Source organism: Glutamicibacter sp. M10, assembly GCF_025452055.1.
In the GTDB taxonomy this organism is placed as follows: Bacteria; Actinomycetota; Actinomycetes; order Actinomycetales; family Micrococcaceae; genus Glutamicibacter.
On the sequence record NZ_CP104918.1, the window covers coordinates 352,705 to 376,950 of the forward strand.

The following is a 24,246-nucleotide window of genomic DNA, read 5'->3' on the forward strand; positions in this document are numbered from 1 at the left end:
CAACGCTCCCGGCACCCCTCCTACTTAAGTAGCATTGCGAACTGTCCAAAGGTTTGAAAAAATACATGTATCGCATCAAATCAAACTGGAGCAGAAAAGGGAGAAGGCTTGCATCAAAATACGAAGTACGCCTATCTAACCGCGGGCCTAGTCGGCTCGCTGACCCTGACTATCAGCCTTTCATCAACGCTCTGGGTCATCCTGCTCGGATGCATTCTTTTGGCCGCCGGCTTCAGTCTCATCTCAAAACTCGAGCGTATTTGGGGCCCGGCCACACCGCAGCATTACTACTACATCGTCCCGATGCTCATTGGCCCGGTTGTTGCAGGATTAGTGCGCAACACCGAATACGCCCTATGGATCGGAGCCCCGGTCGCCGTGATCTGCGCTGTGGCAATGTACGTCTTGATTATCAAGGCCCCACCTTTTGCTCCGGAGGCCGACGAGGAACCCGAACGCAGCTTCAGCGAACACCACTCGGCACGCTAGTACCGTCTCCGCATTTTACAGCACCCTGGCCAGCGCAAACCCGTCCCAGCCCTTGGCGCCCACTGTTTGCAGTGCGGTGGCTGAGACCCGCGAATGATAACGTAGCCAGATCAGTGCCTCTTGGACTCCTCACACGTCGGCTTCTTGGCTTCCCAATTGGCCCGAATCATCCAAGATCGCCCCGCCTCGCACCACGTTGTCTGAGACCAGCACCGTTCCCGGGTGCGAGAGTTCCAGCGCTCGTTGAAGATAGATCACGTTATTGCGCTTGTCGGCATCGATAAAGATCAGATCAAATGCCTCGGTGCGTTTGGTAATCAGTGAGTCTAAGGTTGCTTGGGAGGCACCTAATTTGATTTCTACACGGTCGCCAAGCCTGGCCCGTTCGAGGTTTCCTCTCGCTACGCGGGCATGCAAGGGCTCAAATTCGCAGGTAATCACCTTGCCCGATTCACCAACACCAAGGGCCAGCCAGCTGGTGGAGTAGCCACCTAAGGTCCCGATCTCTAGCACTCGGCGAGCGCCAATCATCTGCGCTACTAACTACAGAAATTTTCACTGCCCCGTGCTGACTTCAATGGACGGCAGCCCCGAGGCCCGATCATGCTCACGGCCTTTTTCCAGGGCCTGGACCTGAAGCCCGAGGGATTCTTCCAGATACTGCTCAACCGCACCGGCCTCACGTTCAGCCCTATGGTGAATCATGGCGACGCACTCTCCTAACTATCCTTGATAGCCTTCTCAAGCCGTTGAATCTTCGCGTCAATTTCGCCCTCGTAGCCGGGACGAATATCGGCTTTGAGCACCAGCGCAACGCGGGATCCGAACTTTCCAGCGGCCATCGTGGCCTGCTTAACGACCTCCATAACCTCGTCCCATTCACCCTCAATTTCTGTGAACATGGAGCTGGTGCGATTAGGCAGACCGGAATCACGCACGATCTTCACAGCTTCAGCCACGGCATCGTGGACTGAACCGTTGGGGTTGTCGTTACTTGGGGCTACAGAAAAAGCTACAATCATGCCTCTACTGTCCCACTTACTTGGCTTAGGCCGCTAGCCCGGTGGCCCGCAAGAGCACCGCTGCCAGTGCGCCAGCCAATACCACCACCAGGTAGGGCGCTTTGAAGATCAGCGCAATAATTGCCGCTGCCAAGGCGCCAATGCGGGCATCAATTTTCAGTTCTTGGCCCGAGGTGAAGGCGTTTACTGTCACCAAGGAGGCCAGCAGGGCAACGGTCAAGGTGGAAGCCACATGGGACATCATCGGCGAATCCAGCACCTTGCGCGGGACAAAATAGCCGCACAATTTGATGGCATAGGCCGTGAGGCAACTGGCTAGAACCCACCAGCTTAATTCACTCATTGTTACTCCCCGTCCACACGGTCTAGATCACCGTGCTGGGTAGCAGCAGGCTTTTGTCGCGCCGAAAGCACCGCATAAACGGCGGCACAAATAGCAGTTAAAAGGATCGGTAAGCCCGGTGCAACCACCGGCACCGCGAGCGCAGTAACGATCGCCGCCGCGAGCGCGATCAGTATCGGTTGCATCGACTTGAGCCTCGGCCACAGCAACCCAATAAACGCGGCCACCGCTGCACCGTCGAGGCCCCAAGCGGCAGGATCCCCCATCTTCTCACCCAGCAGTGCTCCCACCAGGGTAAAGAGATTCCACAGCAGATAAACGCCAATGCCCGCGGTGAAAAATCCGCGACGCTTTTCGCCGATTTCTGCTTGTCCTAGGCTCACGGCCGTGGATTCGTCGATGGTTATTTGGGCCATTCCCGGCACCTGCGCTGCGCGCGGGCGCAAGGATTGTTTAATCTGCATCCCGTATACCGCGTTGCGGATGCCCAATAATGAAGCCGCGGAAAATGCCGCCGATGCGGCCCCGCCGCCAGAGATCACGCCGATAAAAGCGAACTGCGATCCGCCGGTAAACATCAGCGCGCTCAGCGCGAGTGTCTGCCACAGGTTCAGCCCCGCGGCGATGGATAACGCACCAAAAGAAATACCGTACAACCCGGTCGCGACCGCGATGGATAGGCCCATCTTGGTGGCCGGGGTCAACCATTTATTCACTTGTATCGCTCATCTTTTAATGCTGTTCCAATTCCCGGCGAAGCTCCACTGGCCGGTTGCTGGTGAGCTCACCAACCCCAAGGTCAATCAAATACTGTGCATCGGCAGGGCGGTCCACCGTCCAGATGCGAGCATGTCGCCCTTCGGCCAACCATTGGCGCACCATCGGTTCATTGGCACGCGTCCAGGCAACGCCCGAGCCGATAATCCCGGCTCCACCGGCGTTGATCAGTTCAATGCCTTCGGCCACCGAACGGTACAGCACCGAATACACACCGGCCCGGCCCACCTGCCCCGAATCTACAAGCTCCTGAATGTAATCGGGATTCACCTCGGTCATCAGCTGGCAGAGCAAGTCCGGATTCACCTTGCGGCCAAGGTAGCGCAATGAGCCAGGATCAAAGCTCATCAGTGTCACCGCGATCTGCCCCGCGCTTCCGGCCCGCCCGGTTTGAGGATCAAAACCGTGAGCAGCAAGGACCTGCATGACCCGGTCTTCAAGTAGATACCCATAAGGGCTGGGGTGTTTGATCTCCACAGCCAAACCCACCGGTTTGCCGCGTTCTTCGATCAGCGTCAAAAGCTCATCAAGGCTCAGTAGCTGCTCATTTTCCGTGCCGTACTCTGCCGGTACTTCGGTCGGTACAACCCCGGTGAAGTCCATGGCTTTGAGCTGCTCGAGGGTAAAGGTAGATACCAGTCCCGAGGCATCAGAGGTGCGATCAACGGTGGGGTCGTGGTGGCATACCACTTGACCGTCCAAGCTCAAATGGACATCGCATTCAATACCGTCCGCACCCTCATCAATGGCCTGCAGGTAGGCGGCCCGGGTGTTCTCCGAATATTTGTGGGAACTGCCGCGGTGGGCGAAAAAGAGCGTATCCATAGTCCCTACGCTACGCGATCTGTCGCTTATTTCCACCCCTTAGTGTCATCACGCAGGCGTGCATAGTTCGCATAAATTTCTGGACGGGATTGCGCCTCATAGGTAGTGGACTCGGCGCTATTCCATACCGGCGGTTGATCCTGCCCGCTCAGTGCCCAGGCCGCTTGCCTCGCAGCACCCAAGGCCACGTACTCTGCTGTTTGCGGGACCTGGACGGCGACGCCGAAGATCTGTGGGGCGATCACTCGCACCGCTTCGGACTGCGCTCCCCCACCGATCAGCAAGATGCGTCGGGTTCTCACCTTGGTGCTCGCCTCCAGGGCAGCCACCGCATCTTTCATGGAGCACAACAGTCCTTCCACATACGCGCGAGCAATCTGTTCGCGGGAAGTGCTGGTGCGTAACCCCTGTAATAGACCGGTGGCTTCGGGCCGATTGGGGGTACGTTCTCCGCCAAAGTAGGGCAGTAATACAACCCCGCCCGAGCCCGGTTGTGCAGCCAACGCGAGGTCTGAAAATTCTTGTTGTCCCACCCCGAGCATGCGGGCGCCGAAGTCCAGCACCGGTGCCCCGTTTAGCGTGCAGGCCAGTGGCAAAAATTTGTCGTTGGCGGCCACAAAGCCGTTAACCATGCCCGATCCGTCATGCACGCTGTGTTCTACCACTGCGGAGGCCACCCCGGAGGTGCCCATGGAAATGCAGACGTCACCGGGCTGCAGATCCAGCCCCAAGGCGGCCGCCATATTATCTCCGGTACCCGCACCGATTACCGCCCCGGTGGACGTTCGACCGACCACCTCGTTGCCCTGCGCTAGGCGTGGCAATTGCACCTGGTGCCCCAACGCTGCGGCAGCTATTTCGGGTACAAAGCGGCGCTGCGCTGGGGAATAGTATCCCGTACCCGAGGCGTCCCCATGATCACTGACCGCCTCTTTGCGTCCACCTAAATGCCAGGTGAGGTAGTCGTGTGGCAATAAGACCATCGCTGTGCGTTCTGCGTTCTCCGTTTCCTGATCACGTAGCCAACGTAGCTTGGTCACCGTCAGTGAGGCCACCGGTACGCTGCCAATCTGCTGCGCACAGGCCAGCTCGCCGCCGAGCTCTTCGGTCAGCTCCCTTGCTTGTTGCGCCGAAGAAGTATCATTCCACAGCATCGCGTCACGCACCGGATTCCCGTGCTTATCAAGGGCGACCATGCCGTGTTGTTGGCCGGCAATGGACACCGCTGAGGCCCGCTGAAGTAATCCATCGGTGGCCGCTTCAAGTGCGGTGATCCACTCTTGCGGGTCAACCTGTGTTCCCTGCGGATGCCCATGGCGTTGTTCGGCCACTACTTCACCACTGTTCGCGTCGACCAACAGTGCCTTACAGGACTGGGTGGAGGAATCGATGCCTAGTACATAGGTGGGCTTCATGGCTGCGCCTTTGCAGAGGTGGTGGCTATGTGAATGCGTGGGCCCAGCTGCTGCAGCTGGGTCATCAGTGCGTCATCAAGTTGATCATCGATCACCACATCGTCGAACTCGGACAGGTTCATCACATGATAAATGCCTGCCGATTCATATTTGCTGGAGTCCACCACCAGGATCTTGCGTCGCCCCATCTGCAGCAGGCTGCGTTTGGTGCGCGCTGCCTCGGCATCCGGGTGTAATAAGGCGTTGTTCTTGATGGCGGTGGTGGAGACAAAAACTGCGTCGGCGGTCAGCCGTTGTGCTTGTTCGACCACGATGGAGCCGAGGAAGGAATCGGTTTCGGCATAGTACTGTCCACCGAGGCCCACCATGTCGATATGTGCCATGGCCGAGACCGCGCCCATGAGCGCCAGCGAGTGGGTGATTACCGTGGAAGGCTCGCGCTCTTCTAGGTGCGCACCGAGCGCCCCAACCGTGGTGGAGTCATCCAGCGCAATCACCGAATTGCGTTCGATCAGCTTGGCGGCGATGGCGGCAAGCTGACTTTTAGCTCAGCGTTCAGGTGCCGACGCAGGCGTACATCGCGTTCGGCCAGCCGGGCGGTAATGGCTCGTGCTCCACCGCGGATGCGCTCGAGCCGGCCTTCCTTGGCCAGGTAGTCCAGGTCGCGGTGGATGGTCATGGCGCTGACCGAGAAGAGCTCGGCCAATTCCTCCACCCGTGAAGTGCGCACCTTATTAACGTGCCCGGTGATTTCGTCCCGGCGGGTCTCTGGAGGCAGCCCCTGACTTAAGCCGGGACCATCGTTTTCAACATCGAATTCGTGATTTGCCACATCTCTGATGATAGATGCTGCGTCTCAAGTCTCAAAACATCACTTTCTTCAAGTTTTTAACAGAAAATCTGTTGAGTTTGTTTGTTTGGTGTTAGATTGGTTCAATCGATCACACCGGCAAGGCCGTCGCAAAGGAGCGTCATGACCACAAACTCAACGCCAACACACCCCTCGATCTTTGATCGCCTAGGGCTACCGCGTCCGCTCCTATGGGGTTTTGTGGGCCTGATGATCTTCATGATCGGCGACGGCGTAGAAACCAACATCCTCGCCCCGTACCTCACCGGCGAACATGGCTTCTCCATCCCGCTGGCCGGAACCCTGGTCACCATCTACGGAGTGGCCGTAGCCATCGCTGCCTTCCTCTCCGCTTCGCTTTCCGACCTCTGGGGCCCACGCAAGGTGATGTTCATCGGAGCCGGCATCTGGGTGATTTTTGAACTGCTCTTTTTGGGCGTCGCACTGAACACCTCAAGCCTGCCTCTGATCTTTATCGCCTACGGACTACGCGGATTTGGCTACCCATTTTTCGCCTACGGTTTCCTCGTCTGGATTTCGGCCACCGCCAACGCCAAACGACTGGCCGTGGCCATTGGCTGGTTCTACGTAGCCTTCAGCTCCGGACTGCCAACCCTCGGCGCACTGACCGCCAGCGCCAGCCTTGAACTCTTCTCCCTGAGCTACTACCAAACCCTTTGGGTCTCACTGGCCCTGGTGGTCATCGGAGCGGCCATCGCGCTGATCGGCGTGAAGGAAAAGACCGGACGGGCACCGTTGGTGGCCAATCCCGAACAGGTTTTCAGCACCATGAGCTTCGGCCTGCGCCTGCTGGTGAGCAACCGCAAGGCCCTGATGGTCATGCTCACCCGAACCATCAACTCGGTCCCCACCTACGGCATGGCCATCTTCTTCCCGGCCCTGTTCGTGGACCGCTTCGGCTGGAGCGTGGGCCAGTTCCTGATCCTGACCACTGTCATCTACGCGGTGAACATCCCGTTCAACCTGTTCTTTGGCGCACTGGGTGACAAGCTGGGCTGGTCCAAAGTGGTGGTGTGGTTTGGCGCGGTGCTGTGCGCGATCTCCATGGCAGGACTGTACCTCGTACCAGCGTGGGCCACCGATCACGGTTACCCCTTCGCCTACCCACTGGCCCTGATCATCGGTGCGATCTTTGGCATCGGGCTGGCAGGTTTTGTTCCACTCTCGGCCATCGCCGTGTCCCTAGCTCCCGAACATCCAGGGGCAGCCATGGCCTCCTATAACCTCGGCATCGGCGCCGCCGTCTTTGCTGGCCCACTGCTGGTCGCCGTGCTCTACAACGTACTTGGTGCTGCGGGCATGGTCTTCCTCTTTGCAGCCCTCTACCTCGTCGCGGCCCTGATGTCCCACGCACTGCGCGGCACCCAGCCGGGCTTTCAGGGTGTCGCCCAACCCGCCGCCGTCAGCACCCACTAATCGATCCTGACTAAGGAGCATTGAATAATGAAACTGAGCAACCACACCCTGAACCAGGTTGACCCGCAGGTTCGCACCCCACAGTACGACCGCAAACAAGCCAGCGCCGGCATTGTGCACTTCGGCGTAGGTGGCTTCCACCGCGCTCACCAGGCCATGTATCTGAACCGGCTGATGAATCAGGGCCAGGCGTTGGACTGGGGAATTATCGGCATGGGCGTTATGGAGTCCGATCAGCGCATGCGCGATGTACTCAAGGACAGCGACGGGCTCTACACCCTCGTAGTGAAAAACCCTGATGGCTCCCGCGATGTTGAAGTCATCGGTTCGATCCTCGACTTCCTCTACGCACCAGATGACATAAACGCCGCCATCAACCAGCTGGCCGATCCTGCGATCCGCATCGTCTCACTGACGGTCACCGAAGGCGGCTACAACGTCCACCCAGTCACCGGGGAGTTTAATACCGCCAATCCGGCCATCGCCGCCGACCTTGCCAACCCGCAGGCACCACGCACCACCTTCGGGTTGATTAGCGCCGGGCTGAAGCTGCGCCGAGCCCGTGGCATCGCCCCCTTCACCGTGATGAGCTGCGACAACATCCAAGGTAATGGCGAAGTGGCCCACAAGATGTTTGGTGCTTTTGCTTCCGCCCTCGATGCCGAGTTCGGCCAGTGGGTCCAAGAGAACGTGTCCTTCCCAAACTCCATGGTGGACCGCATTACCCCGGTCACCACGGATGCCGATCGCGCCGACGTCATGCAGCGTTATGGCATCGAGGACGGCTGGCCAGTTGTCTGCGAAGATTTTGAGCAGTGGGTGCTGGAGGACAAGTTTGTTGCCGGCCGCCCACCCTACGAAGAAGCTGGCGTGCAATTGGTTGACGACGTGGTGCCCTACGAGCTGATGAAATTGCGCCTGCTTAACGCCACCCACCAGGGCCTATGCTACTTTGGCCACCTCGCCGGCTACCAAGCGGTGCACGACGTGGCCCGCAACAAGTTGTTTGCAGACTTCTTGCTTCGCTACATGAAAAACGAGGCCGAGCCGACCCTGCGCGAACTGCCCGGCGTTGACCTGGACGCCTACCAGCACAAGCTCATTGAGCGCTACAGCAATGAGTACGTTGCCGATACCGTGGCCCGCCTCTGCGCGGATTCCTCCGATCGCATCCCCAAATGGCTCATGCCAGTGGTTCGCGAAAATCTTGTCGCCGATCGTGAGGTCACCTTATCCGCAGCCATCGTCGCCAGCTGGGCTCGTTATGCCGAGGGGACCGATGAAGCGGGCGAAGAGATCACCATCGTGGACCGCTTGGCCGAAGAGGTCAAGGCTGCCGCGGCTAAGCACAGCGAAGATCCGCTAGCCTTCCTGCGCCAGCGCGACCTCTTTGGGGACGTTATTGATGATGAACGGTTCACCACCCCGTATCTGAAGACCTTGGAGTCGTTGCATCAGCAAGGCGCTGTGGCCACCCTGGCGCAGCTCATGGATCAGCAGGTCTCCACCCGCTAGCCAACTGGCCTCTGACAGCCGGCCCGCTCGTGCACCCAATGTATGAGCGGGCCGGCCTTATTGTGCGCGAGAATAGTGAACAGCGATCACGCCGTTGCTTAGTGTCTTGGTATCGAGCAGCTGAAGATGACGCGCATCAGGTAAACCAGAGTTGTACAACCGTGGCCCATGCCCAGCGATGATGGGTTGCACTAAAAAGCGATACTCGTCGATCAGCCCTAGCTGATCCAATGCTGTTGCCAGCTTGCAGCTGCCCACCAGCACCCCGTTTGCCGTACGCTCCTTGAGCGCCTGAACTGAGCTAGCCAGGTCACCCATAAGGTGGTGACTGTTGTTCCATGGATACTCGGTTCGAGTGCTAGAAACTACGTATTTGGGCTTGTCCTGCAGCTGGATCGCCCAATCGCGCAATGCCTGGGGTGCGGCAACTTCCCCGCTAGCCACCAGTGGCCAGTAGTCTTCCATCATTTCGTACGTGGTTCGTCCCCACAGCATAACGCCATGCTGGTTCATGAGGTCAGTGAAGTAGTCGTGCGTCTCTTCGTCAGCGATGCCGACCCTATGGTCGATACACCCGTCAAGGGTGACATTGATAGCGAACGTTAGCTGCCCCATCTGCGGATTCTCCTCTGACAACGGCAAGTGCGTGCGTTGACTGTAGAGCCGCTGTCAGCGCAGCGTCAAGGGATCCCAAATGATCTTTGTTCTTAAACAGGAAAAAGGGGGTCGAGCTTCAGCTCAACCCCTACCAACCAGCAATCAGCGGCCGACAATCAGCAACCAACCCACCGTTGGTGGTTAAACAGGTGAGGCCCCAACCAAAAGGTTAGGGCCTCAAACCAACATTCATCTTTATTAAGTTAAGTCCGGCGGTGACCTACTCTCCCACACCCTCACGAGTGCAGTACCATCGGCGCAGTGGGCCTTAGCTTCCGGGTTCGGTATGGGACCGGGCGTTTCCCCCACGCTATGACCGCCGTAACAATCACGAAGCACACAAACCAATTTTCTGGTGTTGTATGAAACGATGCGACAAAAACTACTTGTCAAGTCTCATGTTTAGTTTCGGTTGTCGAGTTGTTGTCTCGTAACCGCATAGTGAACGCGAACAGCAATGATCTTATTAGTCATTATTGTATATATTGTGTGTTGAAAGTCATCGGCCTATTAGTACAGGTCAGCTACACAAGTCTTTAGTCCTTGCTTCCACATCCTGCCTATCAACCCAGTGGTCTAGCTGGGGGCCTCACACACTCAAGGTGCATGGAAATCTCATCTCGAAGCAGGCTTCCCGCTTAGATGCTTTCAGCGGTTATCCCTTCCCAACGTAGCTAATCAGCGATGCACTTGGCAGTACAACTGACACACCAGAGGTTAGTCCGTCCCGGTCCTCTCGTACTAAGGACAGCCCTTCTCAAATTTCCAACGCGCGCAGCGGATAGGGACCGAACTGTCTCACGACGTTCTAAACCCAGCTCGCGTACCGCTTTAATGGGCGAACAGCCCAACCCTTGGGACCTACTCCAGCCCCAGGATGCGACGAGCCGACATCGAGGTGCCAAACCATGCCGTCGATATGGACTCTTGGGCAAGATCAGCCTGTTATCCCCGAGGTACCTTTTATCCGTTGAGCGACGGCCCTTCCACGAGGTGCCGCCGGATCACTAGTCCCGACTTTCGTCCCTGCTCGAGCTGTCACTCTCACAGTCAAGCTCCCTTGTGCACTTACACTCGACACCTGATTGCCAACCAGGCTGAGGGAACCTTTGGGCGCCTCCGTTACATTTTAGGAGGCAACCGCCCCAGTTAAACTACCCATCAGGCACTGTCCCTGAACCAGATCATGGTCCGAAGTTAGGTGACCGGTACAGCCAGAGTGGTATTTCAACGATGACTCCACCTGAACTAGCGTCCAAGCTTCACAGTCTCCCACCTATCCTACACAAGCTGCACCGAACACCAATACCAAACTATAGTAAAGGTCTCGGGGTCTTTCCGTCCTGCTGCGCGTAACGAGCATCTTTACTCGTACTGCAATTTCGCCGAGTTCATGGTTGAGACAGCGGGGAAGTCGTTACTCCATTCGTGCAGGTCGGAACTTACCCGACAAGGAATTTCGCTACCTTAGGATGGTTATAGTTACCACCGCCGTTTACTGGGGCTTAAATTCTCAGCTTCGCAACAAGTTGCTAACCGGTCCTCTTAACCTTCCAGCACCGGGCAGGAGTCAGTCCGTATACATCGTCTTGCGACTTCGCACGGACCTGTGTTTTTAGTAAACAGTCGCTTCCCCCTGGTCTCTGCGGCCCACACCCGCTCACAACTGCAAGAGCTGATCACGGGGCAGGCCCCCTTCTTCCGAAGTTACGGGGGCATTTTGCCGAGTTCCTTAACCATGATTCTCTCGATCGCCTTAGTATTCTCTACCTGATCACCTGTGTCGGTTTGGGGTACGGGCGGCTGGGACCTCGCGCCGATGCTTTTCTAGGCAGCATAGGATCACCGAATCACCCACCAAAGTGGGCGCCTATCAGGTCTCAGACATCATGAACCGCGGATTTACCTACGACTCGTCCTACACCCTTGGACCAGGTCAATTCCATTGCCTGGCTCGGCTACCTTCCTGCGTCACACCTGTTAATACGCTGACCTCACTGCATCGGTTCCCACCACATCAACCAACAAAAACACCCGAAGGCATCAACAATTGGAATCCATCATGGTTAGCATCAACAGCTCAGTATGGGCGGTCCTTCGCCGGTACGGGAATATCAACCCGTTATCCATCGACTACGCCTGTCGGCCTCGCCTTAGGCCCCGACTAACCCAGGGCAGATTAGCTTAACCCTGGAACCCTTGATCATTCGGCGGACGGGTTTCTCACCCGTCATTCGCTACTCATGCCTGCATTCTCACTCGTATAGCGTCCACCGCTGGTTTACACCGCGACTTCACCCGCTATACGACGCTCCCCTACCCATCCAAACGCCCAATCCGAAGACCAAGCAAATATTTGAATGACGCAACTTCGGCGGTGTGCTTGAGCCCCGCTACATTATCGGCGCGGAATCACTTGACCAGTGAGCTATTACGCACTCTTTCAAGGGTGGCTGCTTCTAAGCCAACCTCCTGGTTGTCAAAGCAACTCCACATCCTTTCCCACTTAGCACACGCTTAGGGGCCTTAGTTGGCGTTCTGGGCTGTTTCCCTCTCGACTATGAAGCTTATCCCCCACAGTCTCACTGCTACGCTCTCACTTACCGGCATTCGGAGTTTGGCTAACGTCAGTAACCTTGTAGGGCCCATTAGCTATCCAGTAGCTCTACCTCCGGTAAGAAACACGTAACGCTGCACCTAAATGCATTTCGGGGAGAACCAGCTATCACGAAGTTTGATTGGCCTTTCACCCCTACCCACAGCTCATCCCCTCCATTTTCAACTGAAGTGGGTTCGGTCCTCCACACGCTCTTACACGCGCTTCAACCTGGCCATGGGTAGATCACTTCGCTTCGGGTCTAGATCACGCCACTCAAACGCCCTATTCAGACTCGCTTTCGCTACGGCTTCCCCACACGGGTTAACCTCGCGACGTAACACTAACTCGCAGGCTCATTCTTCAAAAGGCACGCCATCACCCAGGAACAAGTCCCAGGCTCTAACGGATTGTAAGCGCACGGTTTCAGGTACTATTTCACTCCCTCCCGGGGTACTTTTCACCATTCCCTCACGGTACTGATTCACTATCGGTCATCAAGTAGTATTCAGGCTTACCAGGTGGTCCTGGCAGATTCACACAAGGTTTCACGGGCCCCGTGCTACTCGGGTATCAACACTAGAACGGCAGACACGCATTACACCTACGGGACTATCACCCTCTATGGTCCGGCATTCCAACCGATTCACCTATACGCCTGCACCTCATCCCACCAGCAAGATAGCGCTGGTACATGTCAACCCCACAACCCCGATGATGCAACGCCTATCCGCTATCACACACCAACCGGTTTAGCCCCATCCGCGTTCGCTCGCCACTACTAACGGAATCACTATTGTTTTCTCTTCCTGCGGGTACTGAGATGTTTCACTTCCCCGCGTTCCCTCCACACAGCCTATACATTCAGCTGCAGGTCACACCACATAACATGGTGCGGGGTTCCCCCATTCGGAAATCCTGGTCTCAACGTCCGGTTATCGACTCCACCAGGCTTATCGCAGATTCCCACGTCCTTCATCGGCTCTTGATGCCAAGGCATCCACCGTGCGCCCTTAAAAACTTCAACACAAAACAAAGTTCTCAGAATTGAGCAATAAAACAATCTAACAAAATCACACAGACAAGACTCAAACACCCCACAACCCAAGGAAAAAGGGTCATAAGACTCATCTCATCTGCAAGATGCTCGCGTTCACTATACAGTTCCCAAACAACAACCCCACACCCCCACAAACACACCCACCAACAACAACCCAAAAGGACCATTGCTCGTACCGAGCATGCCTGCAGCAAACACAGGACAAACACCGAAACACCAAGAACCCCGCCACCCAAGAAGACAATCAACCAACCATCACAACACCAACCCCAAAAGGCCAGCACCGCAACACTTGATCAAATCATCCACCAGGGACGGAGGCTTGTTGCCTCAAAACCCAACAGCATGCCAAACCATACAAACCACACACCATCAACACCCACATTCCAACACCACCACCACACACCAACAAACCCACCCAAAAGGACGGATTCATTCATGTGAAGTAACAATGCGTACTCGCAAGCACCAACACCATACAGCCACAGCCAATACCCCGACACACACCCCAACCACTCATAATGAGGACCAGCGTGCACACGTTTTCCAGTATTGAGTTCATTGATATTCCACCCATGAGCAACCCACCCGTACAACACTCGTGCACAGACATGGGCAACCATAATAATGGTTAGCTCCTTAGAAAGGAGGTGATCCAGCCGCACCTTCCGGTACGGCTACCTTGTTACGACTTAGTCCCAATCGCCAGTCCCACCTTCGACGACTCCCCCACACAAGGTGGTTAGGCCATCGGCTTCGGGTGTTACCAACTTTCGTGACTTGACGGGCGGTGTGTACAAGGCCCGGGAACGTATTCACCGCAGCGTTGCTGATCTGCGATTACTAGCGACTCCGACTTCATGGGGTCGAGTTGCAGACCCCAATCCGAACTGAGACCGGCTTTTAGGGATTAGCTCCACCTCACAGTATCGCAACCCATTGTACCGGCCATTGTAGCATGCGTGAAGCCCAAGACATAAGGGGCATGATGATTTGACGTCATCCCCACCTTCCTCCGAGTTGACCCCGGCAGTCTCCCATGAGTCCCCACCACTACGTGCTGGCAACATGGAACGAGGGTTGCGCTCGTTGCGGGACTTAACCCAACATCTCACGACACGAGCTGACGACAACCATGCACCACCTGTGAACCAGCCCCGAAGGGAAACCCCATCTCTGAGGCGGTCTGGCACATGTCAAGCCTTGGTAAGGTTCTTCGCGTTGCATCGAATTAATCCGCATGCTCCGCCGCTTGTGCGGGCCCCCGTCAATTCCTTTGAGTTTTAGCCTTGCGGCCGTACTCCCCAGGCGGGGCACTTAATGCGTTAGCTACGGCGCGGAAAACGTGGAATGTCCCCCACACCTAGTGCCCAACGTTTACGGCATGGACTACCAGGGTATCTAATCCTGTTCGCTCCCCATGCTTTCGCTCCTCAGCGTCAGTAAATGCCCAGAGACCTGCCTTCGCCATCGGTGTTCCTCCTGATATCTGCGCATTTCACCGCTACACCAGGAATTCCAGTCTCCCCTACATCACTCTAGTCTGCCCGTACCCACCGCAGATCCGAGGTTGAGCCTCGGACTTTCACGGCAGACGCGACAAACCGCCTACGAGCTCTTTACGCCCAATAAATCCGGATAACGCTTGCGCCCTACGTATTACCGCGGCTGCTGGCACGTAGTTAGCCGGCGCTTCTTCTGCAGGTACCGTCACTTTCGCTTCTTCCCTACTGAAAGAGGTTTACAACCCGAAGGCCGTCATCCCTCACGCGGCGTCGCTGCATCAGGCTTTCGCCCATTGTGCAATATTCCCCACTGCTGCCTCCCGTAGGAGTCTGGGCCGTGTCTCAGTCCCAGTGTGGCCGGTCACCCTCTCAGGCCGGCTACCCGTCGTCGCCTTGGTGAGCCATTACCTCACCAACAAGCTGATAGGCCGCGAGTCCATCCCCCACCGATAAATCTTTCAACAACCCACCATGCGGTAAGAAGTCATATCCGGTATTAGACCCAGTTTCCCGGGCTTATCCCAAAGTCGGGGGCAGGTTACTCACGTGTTACTCACCCGTTCGCCACTAATCACCCGTGCAAGCACGGGGTCATCGTTCGACTTGCATGTGTTAAGCACGCCGCCAGCGTTCATCCTGAGCCAGGATCAAACTCTCCATAAAAAAATAAAAAGCCATCAGCAACCCCTCGGAAAATAAGGGCGAAACCAATGAAGTCCTGGCGAATAAAAAACACTCAAGAACATCACACGGGGGTGCAATGCCTCAAGCAAATGTTATGTATTCACCAAATAAAATAAATATTCGGTATCAACAAACTTGGCACACTATTGAGTTCTCAAACAACAAACACTTACCGGTTCTTTACCCGCCATTTCAGGTGGTAATTTCGTCCAGCGTTATATTCAAATCTTATCACCGTGAATTTCTGAAAGTCAAATCAATTGTTTGTGATTTGAATCAGTATTCATGGTTCCCATTCTTCAACATCTTTTCCACAGTGACCTGTGCAAAACCGTTGATATTCTGGGGTTTTGCCTCCGATTTACATCCGGTTATTTCTTCCGTTTTGCTCTCGGCGACAAGGAAAAACTATACACAGGTTTGGGGGGTCGTGCAAATCGGTGAGGTGGTTTGTTGCGGTGACCGTGCACACTTAATCCGCTGCAACCAGTTTAAACCGCGACATCATGCGGTTTAAACTCAAAAAACACCCTGTAAAACAGTTAAAACTGTTTTACAGGGTGTTTAGTAAGCGCCGTCATCGGCGCCAAAACCTGTTAACCGTCTAGTCTTCGACGATTTCGGCGTCCAGAACGCGTGGGTCATCTTGCGACAGTGCGCTCGGGACAATCGTTGGCATGCCGGCGAAAGCTACGTTCGCATTCTCGATCACGCGCTTTGCCATGAATCGGTTGCCAGCCCCACCAATCACCGCGCCAACACCGAACGGAACCAATCTTCCCATCATGCTGGCAGCCTGGGTGCCAATGATCTTATGCAGGAACTTCTTCTGCAAGGTGCGCTGCATGCTGGAGTAGAGGCTGGTATTCTTGTTCGCCCCGAAGGCTTGGGCCCAACCCTTCACAGGTCCTCCACCACGGCCAGCGGCCTGAGCGGTAAGCCCTGCAATCATCGAGCTTCCTTCTTCACCCATGAGGATGCCCATCACCAAGACTCGTGACTGGTCTGGATCTTCGATGGCGATGCCGTGTAGTTCGGCCAAGCTCTGCGCATAGAGTGCAGAAGCTTCAAGGAAGCCCAGGGTCGCCGCAGCTGAAAGACTCAGTGATATCACCGTGCCAATAGCCGGTACTGCTGCAGTACCACCGACGGCAGCTCCGGAACCGGTGACAACTAATAGGTAGTCACGTTCGACGATGGCGGCCAGTTCGGTCGAATCCGCTTGGGGGTGCTTCTTACGCAGTCGATTGATGTACGCAAGTACCAGTGGCCGCTGCACGCCAATGCCCTTCAAGATAGCTTGCTGCACACTAGGGCGTGGCTTGCCATCTTTGCCAATGAAAGTCATCGAGATTGGATCTTTTTTCATGATGCCTCCAGCTTTCCGCAAAACCCTGAGAGTTACCTTGAGCCTGCCGTGCTTTGCTCGGGTTCGCTGCCATTGAGTGGATGGTGCATTACGTGCTTGTGGAACTTAATCTACAGATAACTTCAGACCAGTGACGGTTACGGCACATTCAGTTGCGGGATTCTGCAATGCTAAGGCAAGAAAATACAGGGATGATCGCCCTGCGCGAACGGGCTAGAACTGAATGTCAGTCCAGATTAATGACCCAGGTTCATCAATGATCGTTGGTATTGCTTCATCCAGCGGTGGCTGGCTCTGCTCGATAAGGCCCTGGCCAACAACCTGCCACGAAGTATCAGGTACCAAGTAGCTTCCGGACTCGTTGAGCGCATCTTCGCGGCCCAGTGACTTAAGGAACGGTTTGATGCGTGACTCGCCGGACTCTTGTAGGTTCAGGGCTCCGGCGATGACAAACTTCTCGTCGCCCACACCTTTGGCTTGGCGCCCCTCATCGATATGAACGTAGTCCTTGCCGGCTAGATAGTCGGAGATAACTTTAAGTTCATCACTCTGGCGAGCTGCGGCAAGGTCTTGGTTCTGATCTTCGGGTTCAGTCTGTGTGGCTACTACGTGCACACGCTGACCGCGGTACTCAATAGGAATGTCCCATAGTCCGGTGTTCATCACTGGAATTGATGCGGCCAGTACACCGTCGATTTTGGTGTGGTGCAACTGGTTGTTGGCAACGTCCTGCCATTTGAGCTTGGAGACCGCGGTGATCTGATCTTCATCAACCGGGTACTTGGAGAGCACAACTACCGAGCCCTGCTCTTCAAATTCGCCCTGACCCCAGGCATCTTGTGCCCCACCAATGACACCGTCAACGTTCAGGTCCGCGCCGCTCTGCAACCCCTTGGAACCAACGGCTAGATAGGAGTACTGATAGTGAACATCTGGACGTTCGTCCTCGGTGTTGTTCAGGTACTGGTCGCGGAAGGTATCTAGGGCTGCCTGGTCCGCATCCACATCGGTAAGGACAACTACGTCAGCGTTGGACTGAGCGATGCTGTCAGCGACATGCCCTGCCTGCAGGTTGCTTGCCCCCATCAGGTTTTCGTTCAACTTACCCGGCGCATCCGCGGTGAGGTTCGCTTCGATGGTGGCAACACGCAATGAGGTCTGCGACAGTGCTTGGGTTGGGATGCCAGCTACATCAGTGGCTCCGGCTGGGACAGCAAGGGCCGAGGCTGCGGGGAACACTAAAAGCGTCCCTAGGCTCACCCCTGCTGCTCCAACTAAAAACTTTCGCACGGATCAACCCTACGCCGTACCCCAACCGTTTTTCCAGCACCTTAATCGGATTGTAATGCGAGCTTCATCGTCGCCTTCTTGTTGGCCTCGAGAATCTCTTCCATATAAGGGGCACGAATCCGCATAGATACGCGGGCGTCAACCAGACATACTCCATGGGCACCGGCACTTACCCAGTCGCCAACAGCGCTCAAGTCCTCAAGCTGATCAACCCGCACGCCAGTGGCACCCATGGTCCGAGCGATGCCAGCGAAGTCCACCGTCGGAATCAGCATCGGATCCTCATGCAGACCGATCGAACCGTACTGGTGCACCTCGGCGCCATAGGCGGAATCGTTGTAGATCACGATGACTCCGCTGTTGACCGTGCGGATGATCGACTCCAGGTCTGCCAAGCCCATCAGGAAGCCGCCATCGCCGGCAGCCAGCACCACGGTTCGCCCCTCGGCCGCTGCGCCAGCGCCCACCATCGAAGCGATGCCTAGTCCGATGGACTGGTAGGCGGTTCCCACACAGCTCAGCGAGCGGGCGCCGGTGGTGGACCAATACATTGGTCCCCAGCCGATGAAGTGACCACCGTCTTGAACCAGCACACGGTTGGCCGGCAGAATCTTTTCCAGTTCGCTAGCCACCCGGCGCGGATCAAGCAAGCCGTCCTCAGCCACGTCGTCGCCGGCCGGACGGGTGCGTAGGTCCTCCAAATCCAGGCTCAGGCACCAGGTGCTATCGGCGGTGTGCACTGCATGCAGCAAATCTTCGAGGGCAACCTGCACGTCGCCCTGGGCAAAGATGTCCACGCGCGCGTTGGTGGCATTCGGCGTCAGATCAATTTGAATCAGCGTCGTCGACTGGTCAATCAGCTCGCCGAAGCGCATGGTGAATTGGTTCAGGGACGCACCCAAAACCAGCACGGTATCGGCCTGGGCGATAATGCGCGCGTTGGCTTTGGTGCTGAAACCACCGGTGATACCTAGATCAAATGTGTAGTCCAACAAATCGCGTGCCAGCAACGTGCCCGAGGTACTCGCATCCAACTTCTGCGCCAGTTCTCTAACTTGCTCGGCGGCGTCGATGGCACCGCGGCCATAAAGAATGTGCGTGCGTTTGGAGGCGTCGAGCTTTTGAACGATCTGCTGCACTGTGGCGGAAGCAAGCCGGGGCTTGGGTGGCGCACAATTCATCGAAGCGAGTTCTGGAAGTTCTTCCTCAGCGCTTTCGGCCGCGGCCAGATCGTAGGGAATGGCCAGAACCACTGGAGTCTGCTCACGCAGCGCATGCGCGGCGGCTTGAAGAGCGGTGCTTCCCGGAGTGTGGCGGTCCACTACATAACGAGGTGCTCGCACCCCAGCGTCGATGGCGGCTTGGTCTACGTCCCAGCCGCGCAGTCCAGTGCTCGGCGCATCGCCGGTGACAAAAAGCAACGGGGTGCCAGCGGCGGCAGCTTCGGCCAGCGCGGTCACCGCGTTGGTATAGCCGGCACCATAGGTGGTGGTGGCGATGGCCAGCTTATTTGAAATCCGGAAGTACGCGTCAGCTGCTGAGACAGCGGCCGATTCATGGCGCACCGCGGTGTAGTCGAATCCCGCGCGAACGGCGGCATCAAGGAAGTGGGCGTTGCCGTTGCCCATCAATCCGAAGATCTGTGGGGCTACCGATTTTAGGGCATGGGCAATGGCTGCGGAAACGCTAGACATTATGGACTCTTTTCAAGAAATGATGATGAAGAAAATTCCATATATGTCTGCCGTTACCAGTTGCTACGGCAACGGGTATCGCCCCTTTTGAGAGCGCCGGAATCCACAATACTGTGACCCCTGACTCAATGATGATAGGGCACTGGGAGCAGTTTGCGCTAGAGCGCTTTGTCCTCAGGCTGAACGCCTAGGCAGTGCGCGAGCGCCTCATCCAAGTGCGGCGTGCGGAATGTGTGCGAGCGTTGAAGCAGTTTTGCAGGTGTCACGCGCTGGCTGGCTAGGGCCAACAAGTCTGCTCCTTGCGCGCCCAGAAGAAGTTTGGGCGCCAACGTCGGAACGGGAAGCAAGTCCAATCGGTGAAGTGCTCGTGCCAAGGTCTTTGAATACTCTTGATTCCTTACTGGGCATGGTGCCACCGCATTAACTGGGCCTTCCAAAAACACATCCCATAACGCACGATGATAGATCTCGACCAAGTCGTCTAGGCCTATCCATGACTGCCACTGCTGCCCTTGACCAATTCTTCCGCCAAGCCCCGACAAGTACAGCGGCCTAAGTAAGCCCAGCACCCCTGACTGAGGGCTTTGAACCAGACCGGTGCGCACCTGCACACGGCGCATACCCTGGGCTTGACCCTCGCGGGCTGCAGCCTCCCAGTCTTGGACCGTTTGGGCTAGAAAATCGGTTCCGTGTTCGGCATCCTCATCCAACAGCTTCTCTCCAGCGTGTGCGCCGTAAACGCCGATGGCTGAGGCTGAGACAAAGGTCTTCACCCCGGCTGCTGCGGCGGCCCTAGCCAACTTTCTCGTGGGCTCGATTCGACTGTCGCGAATCCGCTCACGATGTTTCTGCGTGAAGCGTCCGGCGATCGTGGCACCAGCAAGATGGATGACGGCATCGCACCCAGCCAAGCTCGCTACATCCGGGTCCTCGGGATTCCAGAAGCGCTCATTGTCCGCGCGCGCAGTGCCGCGGACCAGGCGATAGACCTTGTGACCTCCGGATTGCAGAAAAGCTACCAACGCGGTCCCCACAAGCCCGTGAGATCCAGTCACCGCGATAACCATAGGCTCCATACCGTGCCGGGCCGCACGCTGGTGAGCCGTCAGATCTTGGGCAAGCTGCCCATGGCGGTAGGTGAGCATTCGCCGTACCATCCGTGCCGGTAAATTGGTTTCGACCTCATCGCGCATGAGGCAAGTGTTCGCGCTTTCTGGCACAACCTCGTGTTTGTGTCGCCACCGAAGCGGCCGCAAAGGTAGCTGTCGAGACCCAACGGGCGCGAGCTCATCGGTGAAGAGTCGGAAACGTTCGTAGTCTGCAACTTGATGTTCCGCTCGCCACCGTAGACCGATAGGCAAACCAATGACCGAGGCACCATGGGCCAGCGAGTCCGCTTGGTGCACTGCGCGCACCGGTTGCCAAGGTGGTAGGAGCCGCTGCATGGCTCCAACACGCTCGTGCCAAGTGAAGACTTGTTCTGCACTGAAAGGCATGGACGACTCATGGATTATCCGCATATTTCACACTATGACCTAATGGCACGTTAAGCACAAGAACTTCAGCAGTTCAATACGACCGCTGAAGTCCTCATGTTTAAGCCACGCCTGGCGCAAAAATACCCGACTATTTAGCCTGCACTAGCGGCAAAACCTTTTGTAGTCGGCTTCCTGCTTGGTCCAGAATTTTCCGTATTCCGCCGAATCTTGGTAACTAGTTGTCAGGCCAAGATTGTCCATCTTTGAAACCACGGACTCATCTTCGATAGCAGCCTGCAACGCGGCCTCCAATTTTTGGCCACATCTTCAGGCAGGCCCGCTGGCGCAGCGTAACCGCGAGCAGTTGCTGCCACCACGTCATAGCCTTCTTCACTGAAGGTTGGCACGTCCGGCAAGACCTCGGCGCGTTCCTTGTCCATCACTCCGAGCACCTTGGCTTTGCCCTGTTTCTGAAGATCAATCACTTCACTGATGTTTCCAACCAACACGTCAACGTGCTTGCCTAGGAAAGCAGTAGAGGCCTGCGAGGCTCCCTCCGAGAAATGAACTGGGCTCAGTTCAGCCCCGGTGGCCTCGTTGATCTGTGCGATGGCAAAGTGCTCGCCACCCATCTGACCTGTGGTCGTGGCGTTAATAGACCCAGGTTTGGCCTTGCTGTCCTCGAGCAGGTCCTTGAGATTTTTGTATTTGCTGTCGGCCTGCACAGCAATCACCATCGGATCAACTACCTGTCGCGCCAGCGGCTGAAGGTCTTCACGTTTGAAGGCCGCTCCGCGTGCCTCGTCCATTGGGATGACAACAATTGATGGTGAACCCACGGCTCCAATGGTGTAGCCATCAGGCTTGGCATTGGCCAGTGATGTGTAGCCGATTTGCCCACCAGCACCCGGCTTGTTGACCACTTCGACATTGGTTCCTAGCTCTTTTTCCAGTACGGGCTGAATCAGGCGAGCAGCGGTGTCCACTGGTCCGCCGGGCGAAAATGACACCAGCAGTTCTACGGACTTACCATTTTTTGGAAAATCGGCTCCTGCATTGGACGTGGATGCTCCACTGGCTGAACAGCCGGCAGCAGCCAGGGTGAGAGCACCTACAGCAACGGCGGTGATGATGCGTTTCATGTGTTTTCCTTCGTTTTCGGTACAACTTATTGCGAGTGTTTAGCTTTCAGGGTCTTCAGCCACCAGCGCGGCTGGCTTGCGCAGCTTCAGTAGCGGACTGCAGACAATAACCAATGCGATGAGCAGGAGCACCATCGTGATGGGACGGTCAAAGAAAATGGAGAAGCTACCGTGCGAAATGTCCAAGGACTCGCGCAGGGAACGTTCCATCAGTGGGCCCAAAACCAGGGTCAGGACCATCGGAGCCAGAGGGATGTCCAGACGACGCAGTCCCAAACCGACCAGGCCGAAGATGATCATGACAAATACGTCGAATACCGAGAAGTTGATCGTGTAGGCACCAACAACCATGAACATCAAGATCAACCCGGCCAGGATTGGGTAAGGCACCTTCAAGATCGAAGTCCACAGGCCGACCAGAGGAACGTTGAGCACAAGCAGCAGAACGTTACCGATGAACAGGCTGGCGATAATCGTCCATGCCAGCGTGCTGTGTTCGGCGAACAACGTCGGGCCTGGGGTCAGGCCCTGCTGCAGGAAAGCTCCCATGAGCACTGCAATGGTCGGCGAGGCGGGAATTCCCAAGGTAAAGAGCGGGATTAGTGCACCGTTTGCGTGCGCATTGTTTGCGGTCTCGGGACCGGCGACACCTTCGATGGCTCCTCGTCCCAGTTCGTTGCGATACTTGGAGAATTTCTTTTCCGCTCCGTAGGAAAGCAGGGAGGAAACCGATCCGGTCATTCCCGGAATCAGTCCCATCGCGAATCCAATGCCGGTACCGCGAGCGAAAGCTGGCGTGCTGCGTTTCCAGTCAGTTCGTGTGGGAAGTAGGGCACGCAGTCCAGGTGTCTGCGTCACCGTCTGGTTCTTTCCCGGGCGGTAAGACAAGATTTCCGACAACCCGAAGATGCCAACGATAACGGCCACAAATGAGACGCCGTCAAGCAAACGGTCCATGCCAAAGGTAAAACGTGGTGCTCCCATGACCGGGTCAATACCAATCATTGAAATCAGCAGACCCAGGGCACCGGAAATCAGCGCCCTGACCATGGAGCGTCCTGCCAAAGCAACAAGCAGAGAAATTCCAACAACTACAAGAGCGAAAAATTCTGGTGGACCAATGAGCAACCCCAGACTTCCGAGCGGTTTGGCAGCCAGGACCAGACCCACGGTGGCGATAGTCCCGCCGATGAATGAACCAACCGCGGCGATGGTCAGGGCTACGCCGGCACGGCCGACTTTAGTCATTTGGTAACCATCGATGGCGGTAATCGCAGAAGCGGCTTCGCCGGGCGTATTAAGCAGAACGCTGGTGATGGTTCCGCCGTAGGTTGTGCCATAAAAAATCGCGCACAGCATGATGATAGAACCGGCAGGATCAAGATTGAGAGTCAGTGGAATTAGCAAGGCGATGCCGGCGACCGGTCCGATGCCAGGCAGTACGCCAATGACCGTGCCCAGCAGGCAGCCAACGAAGGCGAAGAGCAGGTTTTGCCAGGTCATCGCCTCGGCAAAACCCATCATGAGTTCGTTAAGAACGTCCATATCAAATTCCAATCATGCTCAACGGCAGCAACGTTGCCACCGGAAGAGAGACGTGCAGGACGGTCGTGAACAGGTAGAACACACCGACGCTCCCGCAAAGAGAAATAACTACGGCTTTCACCCACCCGATCCGAGCCCGGAAGCCAAGGTGATACATGAGGAAGGCAAATACGCTCAGCTGGAATCCGAGGAATGGCAAAGCGGCAGCCAGTATCACCAGGCTGAGGATGACAGCCCCTACTTGCGCCCCGTCGAACGACTCTGCCTCGGTTTGCTCTGTTGGCGTCGCGCGTCCCTGCAGGAACCACAAGACGGCAAGCACCATCAGGAATATGCCAAGTACCGCGGGGAAAAACCGGCGCCTGGGCCCAAAGCGCTCCCGAGTCCAAGCTTCAATGAACCCAGCAGCGCATACAGGCCGATAAGCGCGATGACTGCTTGGCCAATGAGCAGTGGCCATCGCCCGGAAGGAACCGAGCTCCCCGTTGCATCATTCGACACAGCATCCTCCAATTGCATAGTTTGTTCGTAAATTTCATACAGTAAAATTATC

Annotated in this window: 22 protein-coding genes and 3 rRNA genes; 3 read left to right on the forward strand and 22 right to left on the reverse strand. The window is 56.3% G+C overall.

What is annotated here, in order from left to right; all coding sequences use genetic code 11:
• Positions 1-108: 108 nt before the first annotated feature.
• Positions 109-489, forward strand: coding sequence for a hypothetical protein (locus N6V40_RS01740; RefSeq protein WP_131090665.1), 381 nt, complete (start codon positions 109-111; stop codon positions 487-489).
• A 129-nt stretch (positions 490-618) separates the two neighbouring features.
• On the opposite strand, the gene N6V40_RS01745 is transcribed toward N6V40_RS01740, so the two are convergent.
• From N6V40_RS01745 to N6V40_RS01785, 9 genes are read right to left on the reverse strand one after another with little or no spacing between them, the layout of a single operon-like run.
• A complete protein-coding gene (locus N6V40_RS01745) occupies positions 619-1,020 on the reverse strand; it encodes an O-methyltransferase (protein ID WP_242632617.1) in 402 nt (133 codons plus the stop codon).
• A gap of 24 nt (positions 1,021-1,044) precedes the next feature.
• The gene (locus N6V40_RS01750; protein ID WP_242632618.1) at positions 1,045-1,194 is read right to left on the reverse strand and encodes a hypothetical protein; all 150 of its coding nucleotides are present in this window, start codon (positions 1,192-1,194) and stop codon (positions 1,045-1,047) included.
• A 14-nt stretch (positions 1,195-1,208) separates the two neighbouring features.
• Positions 1,209-1,511: a thiamine-binding protein gene (locus N6V40_RS01755; protein ID WP_131090666.1), complete on the reverse strand. Its 303-nt coding sequence runs from the start codon at positions 1,509-1,511 to the stop codon at positions 1,209-1,211.
• Between the two features lie 25 nt (positions 1,512-1,536).
• Complete coding sequence (locus N6V40_RS01760; RefSeq protein WP_131090667.1) at positions 1,537-1,854, reverse strand: AzlD domain-containing protein; 318 nt, start codon at positions 1,852-1,854, stop codon at positions 1,537-1,539.
• Between the two features lie 2 nt (positions 1,855-1,856).
• Entirely contained in the window at positions 1,857-2,540 is a 684-nt protein-coding gene (locus tag N6V40_RS01765) for an AzlC family ABC transporter permease (protein WP_131090694.1), read from the reverse strand.
• 46 nt (positions 2,541-2,586) lie between these two features.
• Complete coding sequence (locus N6V40_RS01770; protein ID WP_131090668.1) at positions 2,587-3,456, reverse strand: glycerophosphodiester phosphodiesterase; 870 nt, start codon at positions 3,454-3,456, stop codon at positions 2,587-2,589.
• Between the two features lie 26 nt (positions 3,457-3,482).
• Positions 3,483-4,871, reverse strand: a complete 1,389-nt coding sequence (gene xylB, locus N6V40_RS01775; protein ID WP_131090669.1) for a xylulokinase — start codon at positions 4,869-4,871, stop codon at positions 3,483-3,485.
• Positions 4,868-5,368 carry a DeoR/GlpR family DNA-binding transcription regulator gene (locus N6V40_RS01780; RefSeq protein WP_262198720.1) on the reverse strand — a complete coding sequence of 167 codons (501 nt, stop codon included), beginning with the start codon at positions 5,366-5,368 and terminating at the stop codon, positions 4,868-4,870. The genes xylB and N6V40_RS01780 overlap by 4 nt, the downstream gene beginning before the upstream one ends.
• Positions 5,369-5,382: 14 nt before the next feature.
• A complete protein-coding gene (locus tag N6V40_RS01785; RefSeq protein WP_262198722.1) occupies positions 5,383-5,703 on the reverse strand; it encodes a DeoR family transcriptional regulator in 321 nt (106 codons plus the stop codon).
• A 141-nt stretch (positions 5,704-5,844) separates the two neighbouring features.
• Between N6V40_RS01785 and N6V40_RS01790 the strand changes: the two genes are divergently transcribed.
• Both N6V40_RS01790 and N6V40_RS01795 read left to right on the forward strand, forming a co-directional pair.
• Positions 5,845-7,158: an MFS transporter gene (locus N6V40_RS01790; protein WP_131090671.1), complete on the forward strand. Its 1,314-nt coding sequence runs from the start codon at positions 5,845-5,847 to the stop codon at positions 7,156-7,158.
• Positions 7,159-7,185: 27 nt separating this feature from the next.
• Positions 7,186-8,673: a mannitol dehydrogenase family protein gene (locus N6V40_RS01795; protein ID WP_131090672.1), complete on the forward strand. Its 1,488-nt coding sequence runs from the start codon at positions 7,186-7,188 to the stop codon at positions 8,671-8,673.
• A gap of 57 nt (positions 8,674-8,730) precedes the next feature.
• Here the strand turns inward: N6V40_RS01795 and N6V40_RS01800 are convergent, their stop codons facing one another.
• From N6V40_RS01800 to N6V40_RS01860, 13 genes are all read right to left on the reverse strand, one after another.
• The gene (locus N6V40_RS01800; RefSeq protein ID WP_131090673.1) at positions 8,731-9,288 is read right to left on the reverse strand and encodes a dihydrofolate reductase family protein; all 558 of its coding nucleotides are present in this window, start codon (positions 9,286-9,288) and stop codon (positions 8,731-8,733) included.
• A gap of 249 nt (positions 9,289-9,537) precedes the next feature.
• Positions 9,538-9,654: ribosomal RNA gene (gene rrf / locus N6V40_RS01805) — 5S ribosomal RNA — on the reverse strand.
• A gap of 165 nt (positions 9,655-9,819) precedes the next feature.
• A 23S ribosomal RNA gene (locus tag N6V40_RS01810) occupies positions 9,820-12,953 on the reverse strand.
• Between the two features lie 329 nt (positions 12,954-13,282).
• Entirely contained in the window at positions 13,283-13,609 is a 327-nt protein-coding gene (locus N6V40_RS01815) for a hypothetical protein (RefSeq protein ID WP_262198064.1), read from the reverse strand.
• A 20-nt stretch (positions 13,610-13,629) separates the two neighbouring features.
• Positions 13,630-15,154: ribosomal RNA gene (locus N6V40_RS01820) — 16S ribosomal RNA — on the reverse strand.
• Together the 16S, 23S and 5S rRNA genes form the textbook arrangement of a ribosomal RNA operon.
• A 625-nt stretch (positions 15,155-15,779) precedes the next feature.
• Positions 15,780-16,544 carry a hypothetical protein gene (locus N6V40_RS01825; protein ID WP_262198724.1) on the reverse strand — a complete coding sequence of 255 codons (765 nt, stop codon included), beginning with the start codon at positions 16,542-16,544 and terminating at the stop codon, positions 15,780-15,782.
• Positions 16,545-16,757: 213 nt separating this feature from the next.
• A complete protein-coding gene (locus tag N6V40_RS01830) occupies positions 16,758-17,834 on the reverse strand; it encodes an endonuclease/exonuclease/phosphatase family protein (RefSeq protein ID WP_262198725.1) in 1,077 nt (358 codons plus the stop codon).
• Between the two features lie 41 nt (positions 17,835-17,875).
• Positions 17,876-19,528 (reverse strand): thiamine pyrophosphate-binding protein, encoded by a 1,653-nt coding sequence (locus N6V40_RS01835; protein WP_262198727.1) that lies wholly within the window; start codon positions 19,526-19,528, stop codon positions 17,876-17,878.
• A gap of 158 nt (positions 19,529-19,686) precedes the next feature.
• Complete coding sequence (locus N6V40_RS01840) at positions 19,687-21,024, reverse strand: TIGR01777 family oxidoreductase (RefSeq protein ID WP_242632627.1); 1,338 nt, start codon at positions 21,022-21,024, stop codon at positions 19,687-19,689.
• 224 nt (positions 21,025-21,248) lie between these two features.
• Positions 21,249-22,148 carry a tripartite tricarboxylate transporter substrate binding protein gene (locus N6V40_RS01845; protein WP_262198729.1) on the reverse strand — a complete coding sequence of 300 codons (900 nt, stop codon included), beginning with the start codon at positions 22,146-22,148 and terminating at the stop codon, positions 21,249-21,251.
• A gap of 39 nt (positions 22,149-22,187) precedes the next feature.
• Positions 22,188-23,693 (reverse strand): tripartite tricarboxylate transporter permease, encoded by a 1,506-nt coding sequence (locus N6V40_RS01850; RefSeq protein ID WP_131090700.1) that lies wholly within the window; start codon positions 23,691-23,693, stop codon positions 22,188-22,190.
• A gap of 1 nt (position 23,694) precedes the next feature.
• A complete protein-coding gene (locus tag N6V40_RS01855) occupies positions 23,695-24,090 on the reverse strand; it encodes a tripartite tricarboxylate transporter TctB family protein (protein ID WP_262199685.1) in 396 nt (131 codons plus the stop codon).
• Positions 24,018-24,194: a hypothetical protein gene (locus tag N6V40_RS01860; protein ID WP_262199781.1), complete on the reverse strand. Its 177-nt coding sequence runs from the start codon at positions 24,192-24,194 to the stop codon at positions 24,018-24,020. The genes N6V40_RS01855 and N6V40_RS01860 overlap by 73 nt, the downstream gene beginning before the upstream one ends.
• Positions 24,195-24,246: the final 52 nt, after the last annotated feature.

Bases quoted from the DNA above. Each gene is read 5' to 3' on its own strand.
- N6V40_RS01840 (WP_242632627.1), bottom strand. From the start codon at position 21,024: ATGCCTTTCAGTGCAGAACAAGTCTTCACTTGGCACGAGCGTGTTGGA.
- N6V40_RS01765 (WP_131090694.1), bottom strand. From the start codon at position 2,540: ATGGGCCTATCCATCGCGGTCGCGACCGGGTTGTACGGTATTTCTTTT.
- N6V40_RS01835 (WP_262198727.1), bottom strand. From the start codon at position 19,528: ATGTCTAGCGTTTCCGCAGCCATTGCCCATGCCCTAAAATCGGTAGCC.
- N6V40_RS01790 (WP_131090671.1), top strand. From the start codon at position 5,845: ATGACCACAAACTCAACGCCAACACACCCCTCGATCTTTGATCGCCTA.
- N6V40_RS01745 (WP_242632617.1), bottom strand. From the start codon at position 1,020: ATGATTGGCGCTCGCCGAGTGCTAGAGATCGGGACCTTAGGTGGCTAC.
- N6V40_RS01825 (WP_262198724.1), bottom strand. From the start codon at position 16,544: ATGAAAAAAGATCCAATCTCGATGACTTTCATTGGCAAAGATGGCAAG.
- N6V40_RS01850 (WP_131090700.1), bottom strand. From the start codon at position 23,693: ATGGACGTTCTTAACGAACTCATGATGGGTTTTGCCGAGGCGATGACC.
- N6V40_RS01800 (WP_131090673.1), bottom strand. From the start codon at position 9,288: ATGGGGCAGCTAACGTTCGCTATCAATGTCACCCTTGACGGGTGTATC.
- N6V40_RS01770 (WP_131090668.1), bottom strand. From the start codon at position 3,456: ATGGATACGCTCTTTTTCGCCCACCGCGGCAGTTCCCACAAATATTCG.
- N6V40_RS01755 (WP_131090666.1), bottom strand. From the start codon at position 1,511: ATGATTGTAGCTTTTTCTGTAGCCCCAAGTAACGACAACCCCAACGGT.
- N6V40_RS01760 (WP_131090667.1), bottom strand. From the start codon at position 1,854: ATGAGTGAATTAAGCTGGTGGGTTCTAGCCAGTTGCCTCACGGCCTAT.
- N6V40_RS01845 (WP_262198729.1), bottom strand. From the start codon at position 22,148: ATGAAACGCATCATCACCGCCGTTGCTGTAGGTGCTCTCACCCTGGCT.
- N6V40_RS01750 (WP_242632618.1), bottom strand. From the start codon at position 1,194: ATGATTCACCATAGGGCTGAACGTGAGGCCGGTGCGGTTGAGCAGTAT.
- N6V40_RS01795 (WP_131090672.1), top strand. From the start codon at position 7,186: ATGAAACTGAGCAACCACACCCTGAACCAGGTTGACCCGCAGGTTCGC.
- N6V40_RS01815 (WP_262198064.1), bottom strand. From the start codon at position 13,609: ATGGTTGCCCATGTCTGTGCACGAGTGTTGTACGGGTGGGTTGCTCAT.
- xylB (WP_131090669.1), bottom strand. From the start codon at position 4,871: ATGAAGCCCACCTATGTACTAGGCATCGATTCCTCCACCCAGTCCTGT.